Below are 16,979 nucleotides of genomic sequence, written 5' to 3'. Positions count from 1 at the left end.
TTTAACCAAACAACACAACAACATACAAGAATTTTAAAAAGGTTATATGTCTGAAGAAAGAGTAATAAGAATAAACAAAATTTTAAGGGAGTTAAATATTTCTCTTGATAGAGCTGTGGATTTTCTGAAAGAAAAGGGTCATGAAATTGAATCTAGTCCAAATGCTAAAATATCACAAGAGGAGTATAAAGTCTTATGCGGTCAATTTTCTGCTGACAAAGGGAATAAGGAAGCCTCTCTTGAAGTAAGTGAAGAAAAGCGAAAAGAGAAAGAGGCTCTTAAGCGTGAACTTGAAAGAGAGCAAGAAGCAAAACGTTTGCAGGAAGAGGAACGTCAAAGACAAGAGGTTATCAAAGCTAAAGCAATTTTATCTGCTCCAAAAGCTGTTGGTAAAATCGAATTAGATCCTAAAAAACAAGAAGTTAAGTCTGAAAAGCCTGTTTCTGAAGAAAAACCAGTTGAAAAAGTTGAAGAAAAGCCTGTTGTAGCTGAACAAAAACCAGCAGTTGAAAAACCAGCTGAGCTAGTTAAATCGGAAGAGAAGAAAGAAGCTCCGGTTGCTAAAGCTGATGAATCTTCAAAAAATAAAGAAGTAGTTTCTAAAAATGAAAGTGCTGGAGAAGAAGTTGCAGAAGAAAAAATAGAAACACAATATCAAAAATTATCAGGTGCAACTTTTACAGGTCAAAAAATTGATTTATCTCAGTTTGAAAAGCCTAAGAAGAAAAAAGAGGAACCTAAAAAAGATTTTAAGAAGCCGGGTACCCCTCAAGCGCAAAACGCTGGAGGTCCTAACGCTGGGAATAATAAAAATAAACGTAAGCGTATTGTTAAACCTGGTACTCCAGGAGCGCCAGGCGCTAATAGTAATCAACCAGGCGGACCTAAGAAAGAGTTTGTTAAAGGTGGTGGAGCAGGTGGTTTTAATAAAGGGAAAAAACCTATTATTCAAAAAGTTGAGCCTTCTGAAGAAGATGTAAAAAATCAAATTAAAGAGACTCTTGAAAGATTACAAGGTAAAGGAAATAAATCGAAATCTGCTAAATATCGTAGAGATAAGAGAGATTCTCACCGTCAAAGAAACGAAGAGGAGTTACAAGCACTTGAAGAAGGCAGCAAAACATTAAAAGTAACAGAATTCGTTACTGTAGGTGAAATTGCAACTATGATGGATGTGCCTATTACTAAAGTAATCGGAACTTGTATGTCATTAGGTATCATGGTAACCATGAACCAACGTTTGGATGCTGAAACTTTGTCAATCGTAGCAGATGAGTTTGGATATGAAGTCGAATTCATTACTACAGATATCGAAGAAGCTGCTGTTGTTGTTGAAGATAATCCAGAAGATTTAGTTCATAGAGCGCCTATTGTTACGGTAATGGGTCACGTTGACCACGGTAAAACCTCTTTATTGGATTACATTCGTAAAGCTAATGTTATTGCGGGTGAGTCAGGAGGAATTACTCAGCATATTGGGGCTTATGGAGTAATCTTAGAAAATGGTGAAAAAATCACATTTTTAGATACACCAGGTCACGAGGCGTTTACCGCGATGCGTGCACGTGGAGCTCAAGTTACCGATATTGCAATTATCGTAGTTGCTGCCGATGATGAAATAATGCCGCAAACAAAAGAGGCTATCAGTCATGCTCAAGCTGCTGGAGTTCCTATGATTTTTGCAATCAATAAAGTGGATAAGCCAACGGCTAACCCTGAAAAAATTAAAGAGCAATTAGCAGGTATGAATTTACTAGTTGAAGATTGGGGTGGAAAATACCAATCTCAAGATATTTCTGCTAAATTTGGTCAAGGTGTTCCTGAGTTATTAGAAAAAGTATTATTAGAAGCTGAAATTTTAGAACTTACTGCAAATCCAAAAAAACCTGCATTAGGAACTGTTGTAGAAGCTCAATTAGATAAAGGTAGAGGATATGTATCTACTATCTTAGTTCAAGCGGGTACTCTTCGTATTGGAGATTATGTTCTAGCTGGTAAAAACCATGGTAAAATTAGAGCCATGTTTGACGAAAGAGGTCACCAAATTAAAGAGGCAGGACCATCAACTCCAGTTTCTGTTTTAGGTTTAGATGGTGCGCCAACAGCTGGTGATAAGTTCAATGTTTACGAAGATGAAAGAGAAGCAAAACAAATTGCAGCAAAACGTACGCAATTACAACGTGAGCAGTCTGTTCGTACACAAAAACATATTACGCTTGCAGAAATTGGTCGTCGTATCGCATTAGGACAATTTAAAGAGTTGAATATTATTCTTAAAGGAGACGTTGATGGTTCTGTTGAAGCATTATCGGATTCGTTCTCTAAATTATCTACAGAAGAAATTCAAATTAATATAATTCATAAAGGAGTTGGTGCAATTACTGAATCTGACGTATTGTTAGCCTCTGCTTCTGATGCAATTATTATTGGATTTAACGTTCGTCCTCAAGGAAATGCGAAACAGTTGGCAGAGAAAGAAGAAATTGATATCCGTAACTATTCAATTATTTACGATGCAATTGACGACTTGAAAGATGCAATGGAAGGAATGTTATCTCCAGAAATGAAAGAAGAGATTACAGGTACTGCAGAAATTAGAGAAATCTTTAAAGTTTCTAAAGTAGGTACAATTGCTGGATGTATGGTAACTGATGGTAAGATTCTAAGAAACTCTAAGATACGTTTAATTAGAGAAGGTGTTGTAATTTACACGGGTGAATTAGCTACTTTAAAACGTTTCAAAGACGATGTTAAAGAGGTTTCTAAAGGATACGATTGTGGTATGCAGATTAAAAATTACAACGATATTCGTGAGTATGATTTAATTGAAGGATTCCATGAAGTTGAAGTTAAGAAAAAGTTGAAATAATCAACTTATAGATATAAAAAAAGCCATTCTTTCGAATGGCTTTTTTTATTTTGCACTTTATTAATTTGTTGGTTTTATAATTAATGCTGTTGGATATTTTTTCTTAATATCAACCATTGCTTTTTCAACTTCAATTCTTGTTTTAAAATTGCCAATCCACACCTTATAGTTTGGGCTATTAAAGATTATTGTTCCATCTAAATCTTTGAACTCTTTTTTAAACTCTATCAGCTTTTTCTTAGACTCTTCACTATTTCCATAGAAAATTTGAATTTTATAGCCTTCGTTTAAAAACAAACCTGTGTTTAGTTTTCTTTTTTCTTTTAACAATTGATCAATTTTAGGGTCTACCGAAATTGTGGTTTTATTTTCTTGTCCTCTTGTTGAAAAACAGAAAATTGATGATAGAATAAAGAAGTACAATAAGTTATGTTTTGATAAGTTTTTCATATGCAAATGATTTTAATACAAAAATACAATTTAAGACGATATTTGAATACTTAAATATTATTTAGAACAAATATAAATTACATTTTAAGATAAAATTAAGGTTTTAATAATAGTTCGAATATTGTATTTTTGTCGGAGTTTTGAAAAAATAACGTGTTGTTTTTAGATTAAGTATATCTAAAAGTATACCAAATTAAGTCGATAATCATTTTAAATATGAAAAAGGTGGGTAACCATAAATCGTTTTCAAAGATTTTCTTCAGTTTAGCATTCGTGCTAGTAACTTCTTTATCGGCATTCGCTCAGGATGCAGTAAAAGGTAAAGAATTATTTAATACCAATTGTGCCGCTTGTCATAAATTAGATGCAAAAGCTACGGGTCCTGCACTTCGTGGGGTTGCTTCTAAGTATGATGCAGAATGGATTTACAAATGGGTAAAAAATAGTGGAGAATTAATCAAGTCAGGAGATGCGCAAGCTGTAAAAGTTTTTGAGGAAAATAACAAAGTTCCTATGACTGCATTTCCACAATTGTCAAATGAAGATATTGACAATATTTTAGCGTATACTTCAGAGCCAAAACCTGAGGCTCCTGCTGTAGCTCCTGGAGCTGCTGTGGCTGGTGGTGTTACTGCTGATTCTGGTGTTTCTAATAATGTGATATTAGGAGTTCTTTCTTTAGTAATGTTGATGTTAGTTGTTATGTTGTTCTTGGTGAACAATATGTTGACTAAAATTGCTAGCGCTAAAGGATTAGAAGTTGAGCAAAAAGATCGTTCTTTAATGAATCTTTTCAGGGCTTATGCTAAAAATCAATTTTTAGTTTTGGTTTCTGTAATTTTACTTTTATTGGTATCGGCGTACTTTGCTTATGGTTATTTAATGCAAGTTGGTGTTGATCAAGGGTACGAGCCAGTTCAACCAATTCACTATTCTCACAGAATTCACGCTGGTGAAAATGGAATTGACTGTAAATACTGTCACTCTTCTGCTCGTGTAAGTAAAACTTCAGGTATTCCTTCTTTAAATGTTTGTATGAACTGTCATAAAAACATTAGTGAAGTAGCTGAAACTACTGCAACTGAAGAGCATACAAAAGCATTCTATGATGCGCAAATTGCAAAATTATATGATGCAGTTGGATGGGATAAAACATTACAAAAATATACAGGGAAAACTAAACCGGTTAAGTGGGTTAGAATTCATAATTTACCTGATCACGTTTATTTCAATCACTCTCAACACGTAACTGTTGCTGGAGTTGAGTGTCAAACTTGTCACGGTCCAGTTGAAGAAATGGAAATCATGAAACAACATGCTCCATTAACAATGGGATGGTGTATCAACTGTCACAGAGAAACAAATGTGAAAGTAGAAGATAATGCTTACTACAAAAAAATCCATGAAGAGCTTTCTAAAAAATACGGAGTATCTCAGTTAACTACTGCTCAAATGGGAGGTTTAGAATGTGGTAAATGTCACTATTAATAAAAATAATTTAAGAAGCTAATATACTATACAATGGCATCAAACAAAAAATACTGGAAAAGTGTTGAGGAGCTAAACGAAAATAGCTCTATTGTTGAGACGCTAAGAAACAACGAGTTTGTGGAACCAATTCCGGTTGACCAATTTTTAGGAGATAAAGAAACTTTGTCTGCTTCGTCAACTACTCGTCGTGACTTTTTAAAATATGTTGGATTTAGCACTGCTGCTGCTTCATTAGCAGCTTGTGAGGGTCCTGTTGTAAAGTCAATTCCTTACGTAGTTCAACCAGAAGAAATTATTCCTGGTGTTGCGGATTATTATGCAACAACAATGGCTGATGGTTTTGATTTTGCTAATATTTTAATCAAAACTCGTGAGGGTCGTCCTATTAAAGTAGAAAACAATAATTTAGAAGGAGCTAAAACTGGAGCTAACGCAAGAGTTCATGCTTCTGTTCTTTCATTATATGATGGTTTACGTTTAAAACAACCTAAAATTGCTGGTAAAGATGCAACTTGGGCTGATGTAAACACTAAAGTTAAAGCTAGCTTAGAAGATGCAAAAGCTAAAGGTGGAAATGTAGTTGTATTAACTAATACAATGGCGAGTCCTTCAACTGATGCTTTAATTGCTTCTTTAGTGGCTAAATATCCTACAACTAAGCATGTTGTATATGATGCGGTTTCTGAATCAAATGCATTAGATGCTTTTCAAGCTGTTTATGGAGTTAGAGCTTTAGCTAATTATGATTTTTCAAAAGCTAACACAATTGTTTCTGTTGGTGCTGATTTCTTAGGTGATTGGCAAGGTGGAGGTTTTGATGCAGGATATGCTCAAGGTCGTATTCCTAAAAACGGAATGATGTCTAAACATATTCAAATCGAAGCTAACATGTCTTTAGCAGGTGCTAATGCTGATGTTAGAATTCCGTTGAATGTTGCAGCTCAAAAACAAGCGTTAGTAAAAATATATAATATTGTTACAGGTGCTGCTGTAAGTACATCTAAAATCGAGAAATACGATGAGGCTGTAGTTAAAGCGGCTAAACAATTAAAAGCAGCTGGTTCAAAAGGAGTTTTTGTAACTGGTTTAGACGATGTTAATGCTCAGTTATTAGCTTTAGCAATTAACAACGCTTTACAATCAGAAGCATTCAATCCTTCAGATGCTATCCTTACAAGAAAAGGTGATGCAAAAGCTGTTGCTCAGTTAGTAGCTGATATGAAAGCTGGAAAAGTTCATACTTTAATTATGAATGGTGTTAATCCGGCTTATACTTTAGCAAATTCTAAAGATTTCGTTGCGGCTTTAAAATCAGTTAAGCTTTCTGTAGCTTTCTCTATGAAAGAAGATGAAACTTCATCTTTGACTACAATTGCTGCTGCGGCTCCACACTATTTAGAGTCTTGGGGAGATGTTGCGATTACAAGAAGTAATTACAGCATTATGCAACCAACGATTCGTCCTTTATTCAATACAAAACAATTCCAAGAAGCTTTATTGACTTGGACAGATAATACAGTTGCTTATTATGATTTCTTAAAGTCTTTCTCTGCTGCTTCTTTAGCAGGAAAATCTTGGAATCAAGCAGTTCATGATGGTTTTGTTGCTTCTGAAGCTTCTCCATTAGCAGCAACTTCTGCTGATTATGCTGGTGCCGCTTCTGCTTTAGCGCAAGCAAAATCTAACAATTTCGATTTAGTATTATATACTAAAGTAGGAATGGGAGATGGTCAGCAAGCAAACAACCCATGGTTACAAGAGTTCCCAGATCCAATTACAAGAGTATCTTGGGATAACTACGTAACTATTTCAAAAGCGGATGCTGATAAAGGTGGATTTAAAAACTGGAATGTTGCTAACGGAGGTTTAAACGGAAGTTACGCTACAATTAAAGTAGGAAATGCTACTTTAGAAAATGTACCAGTTGTTATCCAACCAGGTCAAGCAAAAGGAACTTTAGGTTTGGCTTTTGGATATGGAAAAAAATTAGGATTAAAAGAAGAAATGCAAGTTGGTGTTAATGCTTATGCATTATATGCTAACTTAAATTCTAATCAATCTGCTACTATTACTGTTGCTAACGGTGAGCATGAATTTGCATGTGTACAGTTACAAAAAACGTTAATGGGTAGAGGAGATATCGTTAAAGAAACTACTTTAGAAGTTTTCAATACTCAAAAAGCAGAAATTTGGAATCCAGTTCCAATGGTATCATTAGATCACAAACCAACTGCTACTACTGAAGTTGATTTATGGGATTCTTTTGATAGATCAACAGGTCACCATTTCAATTTATCTATCGATTTAAATGCTTGTACAGGATGTGGAGCATGTGTTATTGCATGTCATGCTGAAAACAATGTGCCAGTAGTTGGTAAATCTGAAATCAGAAGAAGTAGAGATATGCACTGGTTACGTATCGATAGATATTATTCTTCACAAGATACTTTTGCTGGTGATATTGAATTTAAAGATGGTTCTGCTGGTTTAATGAACTCTATCGATACTTTCGCAAGTATGGAAGATCCTTCAGAAAATCCACAAGTTGCTTTCCAACCAGTAATGTGTCAACACTGTAATCATGCTCCTTGTGAGACTGTTTGTCCAGTAGCTGCTACATCTCATGGTAGAGAAGGTCAAAATCATATGGCTTATAACAGATGTGTTGGTACTCGTTATTGTGCAAACAACTGTCCATATAAAGTAAGACGTTTCAACTGGTTCTTATATAACAAAAACAGCGAGTTCGATTATCATATGAATGATGATTTAGGTCGTATGGTTATCAACCCAGATGTAAATGTACGTTCTCGTGGAGTTATGGAGAAATGTTCTATGTGTATCCAAATGACTCAAGCTGTAAAATTAAAAGCGAAACGTGAAGGTAGAGAAGTAGGTAAGGATGAATTCCAAACTGCATGTTCTGCTGCATGTTCAAGTGGAGCTATGAAATTTGGTGATATTAACAATTCAGAATCAGATGTTGCTAAATTAGTTGAGTCTGATAGAATGTATCATTTGTTAGAGCACATCGGAACAAAACCAAACGTGATGTACCACGTGAAAGTTAGAAACGATAAATAAGTATTAATTAATAGAAACAATATAAAGGATTATGTCGTCTCATTACGAAGCACCCATTAGAAAACCTTTAGTAGTAGGAAGTAAGTCTTACCACGATGTAACGGTAGATGTGGCTAAACCTGTAGAAGGTAGAGCAAACAAACAATGGTGGATAGTATTTTCAATCGCATTAGCCGCTTTCCTATGGGGATTAGGTTGTATGATTTATACTGTAACCACAGGTATTGGAACATGGGGATTAAATAAAACAGTAGGTTGGGCATGGGATATCACCAATTTCGTTTGGTGGGTAGGTATCGGTCACGCCGGAACTCTTATCTCAGCCGTATTATTATTATTCCGTCAAAAATGGAGAATGGCGATTAACCGTTCTGCAGAAGCAATGACGATTTTCTCAGTAATGCAAGCAGGTTTATTCCCAATCATTCACATGGGTCGTCCATGGTTAGGATACTGGGTATTACCAATACCAAATCAATTCGGATCATTATGGGTTAACTTTAACTCTCCATTATTATGGGACGTATTCGCAATCTCAACTTATTTATCAGTATCATTAGTATTCTGGTGGACTGGTTTATTACCTGACTTTGCAATGTTACGTGATAGAGCTGTAACTCCTTTTACAAAAAGAATTTATTCGACTTTATCTTTTGGATGGTCTGGTAGAGCTAAAGACTGGCAACGTTTTGAAGAGGTTTCTCTTGTATTAGCTGGTTTAGCAACTCCTCTTGTACTTTCTGTACACACAATTGTATCATTTGACTTTGCTACTTCTGTAATTCCAGGATGGCATACAACAATCTTACCTCCTTACTTCGTAGCAGGTGCGATTTTCTCAGGATTCGCAATGGTAAACACATTACTTATCATCATGAGAAAAGTTTCTAACTTAGAAGATTATATCACAATTCAACATATTGAATTAATGAACATCGTAATCATGATTACTGGTTCTATCGTAGGTTGTGCTTATATCACTGAGTTATTCGTAGCTTGGTATTCTGGAGTAGAGTACGAACAATATGCTTTCTTAAACAGAGCAACAGGTCCTTACTGGTGGTCATACTGGTTGATGATGACTTGTAATGTAATTTCTCCACAAGTTATGTGGTCTAAGAAAATTAGAACAAACATTATGGCTTCTTTCATCATTTCGATTGTAGTAAACGTAGGAATGTGGTTTGAGCGTTTTGTAATCATCGTAACTTCATTACACAGAGATTATTTACCATCTTCTTGGACAATGTTCCAACCAACTTTTGTTGATGCTGGTATCTATATTGGAACTATCGGATTCTTCTTTGTATTGTTCTTATTATATTCAAGAAGTTTCCCAGTAATTGCTCAAGCAGAGGTTAAGACTATCTTAAAATCATCTGGAGATAATTACAAGGCAGAAAGAGAAAAACACGGTCATAATCATTCAGATAATCATTAATATCATGAGTAATAAAGTAATACACGCTATATATAATGATGATGATGTTTTAATGGATGCTGTAAAACAAACTAGAGCAGCTCATCATCATATTGAAGAAATTTATACACCTTTTCCAGTTCACGGATTGGACAAAGCAATGGGGTTAGCGCCAACAAGAATTGCAATTTGTGCATTCATCTACGGATTAGTTGGACTTTCAATTTACACGGCTTTGATGAATTTCATTATGATTAATGATTGGCCACAAGATATCGGTGGTAAACCAAGTTTCAGTTATATCGATAACATGCCTGCATTTGTGCCTATCATGTTTGAAGGTACTGTATTCTTTGCTGCTCACTTAATGGTAATCACTTTTTATATGAGAAGTAAATTATGGCCATTCAAAAAAGCAGAAAATCCAGATGTAAGAACAACTGATGATCATTTTTTAATGGAAGTTGGAGTTCATGGTAACGAAGAAGAATTAGTTTCTTTCTTTACAAACACTGGAGCAGTTGAAGTTAAAGTTGTAGAAAAGCATTAATAGATAGTTATGAAAAGTTTATATAAAATAGTAGCAGTAGTAGGTTTGTCTTTTATGGCAACTTCATGTTTCGATAAAGCAAAACCTAACTATCAGTTCATGCCAAACATGTATGAAGCAGTTTCTTATGAAACGTATTCTGAGCATGATATTTTTAAAGGTGGAGTTGAAGCTCAATTACCTGCAAAAGGTTCTATTAAAAGAGGTTTTGTACCTTATGAAATTCCAAATACACCAGAAGGGTATGCTTTAGCTAAAGCTACATTAAAATCACCTTTGGATTCAATTTCTTTAAATCCTGAAAAAGGAAAAGAATTATTCAATATTTACTGTGCTATTTGTCATGGTGAAAAAGGTGATGGTAAAGGAAATTTAGTAGTTAAAGAAAAATTCCTTGGAGTTCCAAGTTATAAAGATAGAGAAATTACAGAAGGAAGTGTTTTTCACGTAATTACTTATGGATTAAATTCTATGGGTTCTCATGCTAACCAATTATCTCAACAAGAGAGATGGCAAGTAACTGATTACGTTTTAAAACTTAAATCTGGATTATAATATTAATACTTTTTGAAAATAATAGATATGTACACGTTTTCAAGTAAATTAAAAACTTTTTCATTCGTCCTAATGCTTTTAGGTGCAATCGGTATCGGAATTGGTTTCATGGCCGCTCCTAAAACAATTGAGGATGTAGAGAAAATATTAGCTGCAGATAGTCATCATGGTCACGAAGCTGCTCATGTAGAAAAAGAGGTGTCTCATGCTACTGAAGCTCATGCTACAGAAGAACATGTTGTAGTTGATACTATGAAAGTTGCTGATACTCATGTTGTAGATTCAACTCATGCAGAAGCTCATATGGTAGTTGATAGTGTAGCAGCACACGCCGAAGCTCACGCTGATAATCATGATGCTCACGCTAAAGCAGATGCTCATTCTCATGATGATCACAAAGCACATTTAGAACACGTTCTACACCAATTACAAAATAAACCTTGGGCTGCTTTATATGTAGCTTGTATCTTCTTCATGTTAATTTCTGTTGGGGTTTTAGCTTTCTATGCTATCCAATATGCTGCACAAGCAGGTTGGTCTCCAATTTTATTTAGAGTTATGGAAGGTATTACAGCTTACTTATTGCCAGGTTCTATTATTTTCTTTGTTTTATTAGTAGCTGCTGGAATGCATTTCAACCACTTATTTGTTTGGATGGATCCAGAAGTTTTAGACAAAGCAAGTGTTAAATACGATAGATTAATTGATTTAAAATCGGGTTACTTAAACGTGCCTTTCTTCTTAGGAAGAGCTGCTGTTTTCTTAATCGTTTGGAATTTATACCGTCATTTCTCTAGAAAAAATTCATTAGCTCAAGATGCTGCTTCTGACAATTCATTCTACAAGAAAAACTTCAAAATGGCTGCGGCTTTCTTAGTTTTCTTTATTGTGTCAGAATCTATTATGTCTTGGGATTGGATTATGTCAGTTGATCCTCACTGGTATAGTACTTTATTTGGATGGTATGTATTTGCAAGTTTCTTCGTAAGTGGTATTACGGTAATTGCAATGATAACATTATACTTAAAATCTAAAGGATATTTAGAATATGTAAATACAAGTCATATACATGATTTAGCTAAATTTATGTTTGGTATCAGTATTTTTTGGACATATTTATGGTTCTCTCAATTCATGTTGATTTGGTATTCAAATATTCCAGAAGAGGTTACATATTTCGTAACTAGAATCGAGCACTACAAATTACCATTCTTCGGAATGTTAGCAATGAACTTCATCTTCCCATTATTAATCTTAATCAACACTGATTTCAAACGTTTGACTTGGATTGTTGTAATGGCTGGTATCGTAATTTTATGTGGTCATTATATTGATTTCTTCAATATGATTATGCCTGCAACAGTTGGTGATCAATGGTTTATTGGTATTCCTGAAATCGGAGCTTTATTGTTCTTCTTAGGTTTATTCATTTTCGTTGTATTCTCAGCTTTAACTAAGGCTCCATTAGTTCCAAAAGGAAATCCTTTAATCGAGGAGAGTAAACATTTTCATTATTAATAGTTAAAAAGAAATAAAAATGACAAGTTTCTTGGTATTTATAATTTTAGTTCTAGTAGGTATCGCTGTATGGCAATTGACTAAAATTTTTGATTTAACCCAAATTGGCGCATCTTCAGAAAATTCTGAAATCGCTAATGATAAAGATAATACTGTAAATGGTTACTTAATGTTTGCCTTTGTTGGTTTCATTTATGTATTTACTATTTATTCATTATATGCTTGGGGAGATTTAGTATTAGGTACTCCAGCATCTGAACATGGACCAGATTATGATAACTTAATGTATATTTCATTTGCTATCATTTTCTTTGTACAAACAATTACACAGTTTTTATTACACTATTTTGCTTTCAAATATAGAGGTAAAGAGGGTCAAAAAGCACTTTACTTTGCTGATAACAATAAATTAGAAGCAGTTTGGACAATTATCCCAGTTATTGTTTTAGCAGGTTTAATTATGTATGGTTTATATACTTGGAACAACATTATGTTTGTTGACGAAGAGGATAAACAAGATGCAATTGTAATTGAATTATACGCAAAACAATTTGGTTGGGAAGCTCGTTATGCAGGTGATGATAAAACATTAGGTAAAGCGAATGTAAGATTAATTGAAGGTATCAATACTTTAGGAGTTGATTTAGCTGATCCAGCTGCTCAAGATGATAAAGTTGTTACTGAATTACACTTACCAGTTGGAAAAAAAGTAATTTTCAAAATGCGTTCTCAAGACGTATTACACTCTGCTTACATGCCTCACTTTAGAGCGCAAATGAATTGTGTGCCAGGTATGATTACTCAGTTTGCATTTACTCCAACAGTAACAACTGCTGATATGAGAAATGATGAAGCTATTATGGCTAAAGTGGATAAAATCAATAAAATTCGCACGGAGAACAGTAAGAAAATTGTTGCTGAAGGTGGAACAGCTTTAGACCCTTATACATTTGATTATTTATTATTATGTAATAAAATTTGTGGTGCTTCTCACTACAATATGCAAATGAAAATTGTTGTAGATACACCAGCAGATTTCAAAAAATGGTTAGCTGAAAAACCTACATTAGCACAACAATGGAAAGAAGCTAATGCTCCTGCACCTGCTGCTGCTCCAGCAGAAGCTACTAATGCAGTAGCTGTTGATTCAACTAAAGTTGTAGCTCAAGTTATTAAATAAGTTATTTTATATTAAATATAATAGAATTAGTATGTCACACGAACACGGTCATCATAAAGAAACTTTCATCACTAAATACATCTTTAGTCTTGATCACAAAATGATAGCGAAACAATACCTTATTTCAGGTTTATTGATGGGTATTGTTGGAGTTGTTTTATCTTTATTCTTCCGTATGCAAATTGCATGGCCAGAAGAATCTTTTGAAGTATTCAAGATTTTCTTGGGAGATAATTTTGCACCAGATGGTGTAATGCGTAATGATATTTACCTTGCTTTGGTAACTATCCATGGAACAATCATGGTATTCTTTGTACTTACCGCTGGTTTGAGTGGTACATTTAGTAACTTATTAATTCCATTACAAATTGGAGCTCGTGATATGGCTTCAGGATTCATGAACATGCTATCTTTTTGGTTGTTCTTTGTTTCTTGCATTATCATGATTAGTTCTCTATTTGTTGAATCAGGACCGGCATCTGCGGGTTGGACAATTTATCCTCCTTTAAGTGCTTTGCCTCAGGCAATTCCTGGATCTGGTTTAGGTATGACTTTATGGTTAGTTTCTATGGCTATATTTATTGCTTCTTCTTTGATGGGGTCATTAAATTATGTTGTAACAGTAATCAACATGAGAACTAAAGGTATGACAATGACTAGGCTTCCATTAACAGTTTGGACTTTTTTCTTAACTGCTATTATCGGTATAGTTTCTTTTCCAGTTTTGTTTTCTGCTGCTTTGTTATTGATTTTTGATAGAAGTTTTGGAACATCTTTCTTCTTGTCAGATATTTTCATTCAAGGTGAGGTTTTACATTATCAAGGAGGTTCTCCAGTATTATTTGAGCATTTATTTTGGTTTTTAGGACATCCTGAAGTATACATTGTTATTTTGCCTGCAATGGGACTTGTTTCAGAGATTATTGCAACAAGTTCTAGAAAGCCAATTTTTGGTTACCGAGCAATGATTGCTTCTGTTATTGCAATTGCTTTTTTATCTACAATTGTTTGGGGGCACCATATGTTCGTTTCTGGAATGAATCCTTTCTTAGGTTCAGTATTTACATTTACAACCCTATTAATTGCAATTCCTTCTGCTGTTAAAGCGTTTAACTGGATTACAACTCTATGGAAAGGTAATTTACAATTGAATCCAGCAATGTTGTTCTCTATTGGTTTCGTTTCTACTTTTATTACTGGAGGTTTAACAGGTATTATTCTTGGAGATTCAACTTTGGATATTAACGTTCACGATACATATTTCGTAGTGGCTCACTTCCACTTAGTAATGGGTATCTCTGCATTATACGGATTCTTTGCTGGTGTTTACCACTGGTTCCCTAAAATGTTCGGAAGAATGTTAAATAAAAACTTAGGTTATGTTCATTTCTGGGTAACGGCTATTTGTGCTTACGGAGTTTTCTTCCCAATGCACTTTATTGGAATGGCTGGTTTACCAAGACGTTATTATACAAATTCAGCTTTCCCATTATTCGATGAATTAGCTGATGTTAATGTTTTGATTACAGTTTTTGCAATCGTTGGAGCAGCGTTCCAAATCGTATTCTTCTGGAACTTCTTCTATAGCATTTTCTACGGTAAGAAAGCAACTCAAAATCCATGGAAATCGAATACTTTAGAATGGACTACACCAGTGGAACATATTCACGGAAACTGGCCTGGTGAAATTCCTGAAGTACACAGATGGCCTTACGACTACAGTAAACCAGGTCACGATGAAGATTTCGTTACTCAAGTTACACCAATGAAAGAAGGAGAAGAAGTTTTACATCACTAAGATTTTTTCCACAATATACAAACCTCTCCAATCGGAGAGGTTTTTGTTTTATAACTTTACTTATCTTTGCTTTTATGAACGATAATTTGAATCCCAATAAAGAATCCTATTCTCCGCAAGATATTGATATCGAAAAAGCGTTACGCCCTTTAAGTTTTGACGATTTTTCTGGTCAAGAACAAGTACTAGAAAATTTAATTGTATTCGTTAAAGCGGCTAATCTACGTAATGAAGCTTTAGATCATACGTTGTTTCATGGTCCTCCAGGATTAGGTAAAACTACTTTAGCTAATATTTTGGCGAATGAATTAGGAGTAGGAATTAAAATTACTTCGGGTCCTGTTTTAGACAAACCTGGTGATTTAGCAGGATTATTGACGAATCTTGAAGAACGAGATGTATTATTTATTGATGAAATTCATCGTTTAAGTCCAATTGTAGAGGAATATTTGTATTCGGCTATGGAAGATTTTAAGATTGATATCATGATAGAATCAGGTCCAAATGCTAGAACAGTTCAAATTAATTTAAATCCATTTACTTTAGTTGGTGCTACAACACGTTCTGGTTTATTAACTGCGCCAATGCGTGCTCGTTTTGGTATTCAAAGTCGTTTACAATATTACAATACGGAATTATTAACTACGATTGTTCAGCGAAGTTCTTCCATTTTGAAGATGCCAATTACAATGGAAGCGGCTATCGAAATTGCTGGAAGAAGTAGAGGAACGCCTCGTATTGCTAATGCGTTATTACGTCGTGTTCGTGATTTTGCTCAAATAAAAGGCAATGGGAAAATCGATATTGAAATAGCTAAATTTGCTCTAAAAGCTTTAAATGTTGATGCGCATGGATTGGATGAAATGGACAATAAAATTTTAGCTACTATTATCGACAAATTTAAAGGAGGTCCAGTTGGTTTAACTACTCTTGCAACTGCGGTTTCAGAAAGTGGAGAAACTATAGAAGAGGTTTATGAACCTTTCTTAATTCAAGAAGGATTTATTATGCGAACTCCACGTGGTAGAGAAGTGACTGAAAAAGCATACAAACATTTAGGAAAAATTAAAAACAACATTCAAGGAGGATTGTTTTAATTTGATAAACAATAAAGAAAAATATTCAGAGATGATAAAAGCCGAATCCAAAAGACTCGGCTTTTTGTCTTCTGGTATTTCTAAAGCTGGCTTTTTAGAAGAAGAAGCGCCAAGATTGGAAAATTGGTTGCAAAATTCGATGAATGGTCAGATGAGTTATATGGAAAATCATTTTGACAAACGTTTGAATCCAAATTTATTAGTTGATGATGCTAAAAGTGTGATTTCGTTATTGTTGAATTATTATCCTTCTGAATTTCAAAATGATGATTCCTATAAAATTTCCAAATACGCTTACGGTCAAGATTATCATCACGTCATAAAAGAAAAATTGAAGGAATTATTACATTTCATCCAAACCGAAATTGGTGAAGTTTCAGGAAGAGCTTTTGTGGATTCAGCACCTGTTTTAGACAAAGCTTGGGCTGCGAAAAGTGGTTTGGGTTGGGTTGGTAAAAACAGCAATTTAATTACCCAAAAAGTGGGTTCGTTTTATTTCATTGCGGAATTAATAATTGATTTAGAATTGGATTACGATACTCCAACAACTGATCATTGTGGAAGTTGTACAGCTTGTATAGATGCTTGTCCTACGGAAGCTATTGTGGCGCCTTATGTGGTAGATGGAAGTAAATGTATTTCGTATTTCACGATTGAATTGAAAGAGAATTTACCGCAAGAAATGAAAGGCAAATTCGACGATTGGATGTTTGGTTGCGATGTTTGCCAAGATGTTTGTCCGTGGAATCGATTCTCAAAACCTCATAATGAACCACTTTTTGAAGCAAATTCAGATATTTTGAATTTCTCAAAATCCGATTGGGAAGAAATTTCAGTAGATACTTTTCAAAAGGTATTTAAAAATTCTGCGGTGAAACGCACCAAATATGAAGGCTTACTTCGTAATATCAATTTTTTGAAGAAATAAAATGATATAGTGTTTTTCAGACAAAAAATATTTTCAATT

At 34.3% G+C, this 16,979-nt stretch carries 12 protein-coding genes; 11 read left to right on the top strand and 1 reads right to left on the bottom strand.

The window, feature by feature from the left end; all coding sequences use genetic code 11:
- Positions 1-46 precede the first annotated feature (46 nt).
- Entirely contained in the window at positions 47-2,869 is a 2,823-nt protein-coding gene (infB, locus tag LOS89_RS11335; protein WP_231835358.1) for a translation initiation factor IF-2, read from the top strand.
- 60 nt (positions 2,870-2,929) lie between these two features.
- On the opposite strand, the gene LOS89_RS11330 is transcribed toward infB, so the two are convergent.
- Positions 2,930-3,319 (bottom strand): SPOR domain-containing protein, encoded by a 390-nt coding sequence (locus tag LOS89_RS11330; RefSeq protein WP_231835357.1) that lies wholly within the window; start codon positions 3,317-3,319, stop codon positions 2,930-2,932.
- Positions 3,320-3,535: 216 nt separating this feature from the next.
- On the opposite strand from LOS89_RS11330, the gene LOS89_RS11325 reads away from it, so the two are divergent.
- The 10 genes from LOS89_RS11325 to queG all read left to right on the top strand — a co-directional run bounded on the left by LOS89_RS11325 (position 3,536) and on the right by queG (position 16,940).
- On the top strand, positions 3,536-4,807 hold the full coding sequence (locus tag LOS89_RS11325) for a c-type cytochrome (protein ID WP_231835356.1): 1,272 nt from the start codon (positions 3,536-3,538) through the stop codon (positions 4,805-4,807).
- A 33-nt stretch (positions 4,808-4,840) separates the two neighbouring features.
- Positions 4,841-7,894 (top strand): TAT-variant-translocated molybdopterin oxidoreductase, encoded by a 3,054-nt coding sequence (locus LOS89_RS11320; RefSeq protein ID WP_231835355.1) that lies wholly within the window; start codon positions 4,841-4,843, stop codon positions 7,892-7,894.
- Between the two features lie 31 nt (positions 7,895-7,925).
- Positions 7,926-9,335 carry an NrfD/PsrC family molybdoenzyme membrane anchor subunit gene (gene nrfD, locus LOS89_RS11315; protein ID WP_231835354.1) on the top strand — a complete coding sequence of 470 codons (1,410 nt, stop codon included), beginning with the start codon at positions 7,926-7,928 and terminating at the stop codon, positions 9,333-9,335.
- Between the two features lie 4 nt (positions 9,336-9,339).
- Positions 9,340-9,864: a DUF3341 domain-containing protein gene (locus LOS89_RS11310; RefSeq protein ID WP_231835353.1), complete on the top strand. Its 525-nt coding sequence runs from the start codon at positions 9,340-9,342 to the stop codon at positions 9,862-9,864.
- Positions 9,865-9,873: 9 nt separating this feature from the next.
- On the top strand, positions 9,874-10,419 hold the full coding sequence (locus LOS89_RS11305; RefSeq protein WP_231835352.1) for a c-type cytochrome: 546 nt from the start codon (positions 9,874-9,876) through the stop codon (positions 10,417-10,419).
- A gap of 27 nt (positions 10,420-10,446) precedes the next feature.
- Positions 10,447-11,937 carry a quinol:cytochrome C oxidoreductase gene (locus LOS89_RS11300; protein WP_231835351.1) on the top strand — a complete coding sequence of 497 codons (1,491 nt, stop codon included), beginning with the start codon at positions 10,447-10,449 and terminating at the stop codon, positions 11,935-11,937.
- 19 nt (positions 11,938-11,956) lie between these two features.
- A complete protein-coding gene (locus LOS89_RS11295; RefSeq protein WP_231835350.1) occupies positions 11,957-13,117 on the top strand; it encodes a cytochrome c oxidase subunit II in 1,161 nt (386 codons plus the stop codon).
- A 31-nt stretch (positions 13,118-13,148) separates the two neighbouring features.
- Entirely contained in the window at positions 13,149-14,915 is a 1,767-nt protein-coding gene (locus tag LOS89_RS11290; RefSeq protein ID WP_231835349.1) for a cytochrome c oxidase subunit I, read from the top strand.
- 74 nt (positions 14,916-14,989) lie between these two features.
- Entirely contained in the window at positions 14,990-16,012 is a 1,023-nt protein-coding gene (ruvB, locus tag LOS89_RS11285; RefSeq protein WP_231835348.1) for a Holliday junction branch migration DNA helicase RuvB, read from the top strand.
- Between the two features lies 1 nt (position 16,013).
- On the top strand, positions 16,014-16,940 hold the full coding sequence (queG, locus tag LOS89_RS11280) for a tRNA epoxyqueuosine(34) reductase QueG (protein ID WP_231835347.1): 927 nt from the start codon (positions 16,014-16,016) through the stop codon (positions 16,938-16,940).
- Positions 16,941-16,979 lie beyond the last annotated feature (39 nt).

Origin of the sequence: Flavobacterium channae (assembly GCF_021172165.1) — a bacterium.
In the GTDB taxonomy this organism is placed as follows: Bacteria; Bacteroidota; Bacteroidia; order Flavobacteriales; family Flavobacteriaceae; genus Flavobacterium; species Flavobacterium channae.
Note: the sequence above shows the minus strand (reverse complement) of the source record. Positions and strands in the feature narration are given on the sequence as shown.